Origin of the sequence: Frankia sp. AgKG'84/4, from assembly GCF_023242965.2 — a bacterium.
In the GTDB taxonomy this organism is placed as follows: domain Bacteria; phylum Actinomycetota; class Actinomycetes; order Frankiales; family Frankiaceae; genus Frankia.
In genome coordinates this window covers 1-2362 of sequence record NZ_JALKFU020001247.1, presented here as the reverse complement: position 1 = coordinate 2362, position 2362 = coordinate 1, and the positions used below count along the sequence as shown (strand labels likewise).

General features: G+C 72.3%; 1 protein-coding gene and 1 pseudogene. One reads left to right on the top strand and one right to left on the bottom strand.

All coding sequences use genetic code 11. From position 1 onward, the window contains the following. On the top strand, positions 1-1389 hold a 1389-nt coding region (locus tag MXD58_RS31510), incomplete at its 5' end, for an amidohydrolase family protein (protein ID WP_374616825.1). Between the two features lie 147 nt (positions 1390-1536). On the opposite strand, the pseudogene MXD58_RS31505 reads toward MXD58_RS31510, so the two are convergent. Further along, a pseudogene (locus MXD58_RS31505) lies at positions 1537-1710 on the bottom strand (helix-turn-helix domain-containing protein); the annotation flags it as partial. Positions 1711-2362 lie beyond the last annotated feature (652 nt).

Below are 2362 nucleotides of genomic sequence, written 5' to 3'. Positions count from 1 at the left end.
CGGCCGGCCCGCGCCGACGCGCCGGCACCCGGCGATCATGACGCCGGCGGGCGGGCGGTCATCCCGGGGCTGGTCGACGCGCATGTGCACCTCGACAAGGCCTATGCCCTCGGCGCGCTCGAACGGCTCGGCGCGTTCGACGGGCCGGCGCCCGGCCTCGCGGCGGCGATCGGCGCGACCCGGGCGCTGCGGGCGACGATGGGCCTGGACGACCTGGTGCCGGGGATGCACCGGCTGCTGGCCGCGATGGTCCGCGCCGGCACCGTCGCCGCCCGGGTGCACGTCGAGATCGACCCGGCGCTCGACCCCGCCACCGTCGCTGTGCACCGCCAGGTCACGGCCGAGTACCCGGGCCTCACGGTGCAGCTCGTCGCCTTCCCGCAGAACGGCACGTCCGCTGATCCGTCGATGCCGGCGCGCCTCGCGCAGGCCCTCGACGACGGCTGCGAGGTCGTCGGCGGCTGCCCCTACGCCGACGACGACCCGCGCCGCCACCTCGACCTGGTCTTCGGCCTGGCCCGCGAGCGGGACCTGCCCGTCGACCTGCACCTCGACCTGACCGACGACCCGGGCGCCGCCCAGCTCGACCTCGTCCTGCCACTGGTCGAACGCGCCGGCCTGGCCGGGCGGGTCACCGTGGGCCACATGACGGCGCTCGCCGCCACCCCGCCGACCCGCCTCGCCCACTGGATCGGCGAGCTCGCCCGGCACGACATCGCGCTCGTCTCGCTGCCCACGACGGACCTGTGGCTCTCCGGGCGTGACCGGTTCCCGGTGCCGCGCGGCGTCGCGCCGATCCGTGACCTGCTCGACGGCGGGGTCCGGGTGGCGCTGGCCAGCAACAACCATCAGAACGCCTTCACCCCGGTCGGCGCCGGCGGGCTGCTGCGGGTCGCGTGGCTCGCCTCGCTCGTCGCGCACATCGGCGACCCAGCCGGCCAGGCCCGCCTGCTCGACGCGGTGAGCGCCAGTCCCGCCGCGATCCTCGGCCTCGGCCAGTGGGACGTCGAGGTCGGCGGCCGCGCAGGCCCGCCGGGCGGCCGCGTCAATGAGGGCGTTGACCGCGAGGGTCCAGGCGCGCAACCCCTCATGCCCGGTGAGCTCGGTGAACACCGCGGCCTCCAGGCAGCACGTGCTGGCACCGGCCAGCTCGTCGACGTCGAGCAGGGAGATGGCGAGCAGGCCGGCGAGGTGACCGGCGAGCATGAACAGGCGGAACTGCTGATGCGGCAGCAGGGGCGTGCACAGCAGATTGTCGACCACGCTCTGGTGATCGAGAACGCGGGCGGTGACGTCCGCCGGATCGAGCCGCTCGGCCTTCTCGATGAGGTCGGCGACCAGCCGGTCGAGGTAGTCCAGCTCGCTGTCGGAGCGGCGGTGGTCGAGTAGGTTCGAGACCCGCCGGCGGCTTTCCAGTTCCGGGTCGGGCTGGCGGCGCAGCCGCTCCGCCCGGGCCGCCACCGCCGCTTCACGCAGGTCGATGAGGGCGCCGCCGGCCTCAAGCGCGGCGTCGACGGCCGCGATGACCGGACGCGACGGAATCCCGCGGCTGGGCTGTTCGAGCTGCGCGATGTACTGGCGGCTGTACCCGGTCCGCCTGGCGAGCTCCTGACGGCTCAGGTCGCGTTCGCAGCGACGCCGACGGATCTCCGTCGGGAGCAGATCCTCGGCGGTGGCCGAATCATGCTGGCCTCGGCCCCGTTGCCGCATCTGTGACGTCCTTCCGCCTGGCAGAGGGCGCCTCCCGAGGAGGGAGGCTCAGTGGTCGTGCGCCGCCGCGCGCGCCGGCCGGCGAGCCGGCCGGGATTCACTGGTAGTGATCACATTACTCCATGATGCGCCCTTACGGGCTAGGGGTCTAAAGTCCCATACGCGAGCGGTCGCATGGGTTGCTCTCTGTAATCAAATGGGGAATTGATGATGGTGGTCATCGCCACCCGCGTTGGGTATGTCGCGCCCTGACGGTTGGCGGAGCGGTCGCTGCGGCGGCCACCGTCGAGCCATTATGCCTCCATTCTTGGGTTCTTGTTGGGAAACGAGAGTGATGTGACTGAACGGTTGCCGGAAACTCCGGTAATCGCCAGGAGATCGTCGTGGCACCAATTCCGGTAAGGCGGACTATCGCTGTGCCGCCGGGCCCGTGGCGCTTCGCCACGGTCTGTGGTTATCACCATGACGGGACCGGTTCGGGTCTGCCGGGAAACCATCCTGAATGACGATGTGCGGTGCCGGACGGGGCGCGTACAAAAGAATGGTGGATACCGGCCGTTCGGTGGATGCCCACACCATCAGGCTCGGCCGCGGCGACGGCGCCGGCTCGGTCGGCGGCGCCCCGCTGCCCGAGCCTGACCCGGTGGCGGGC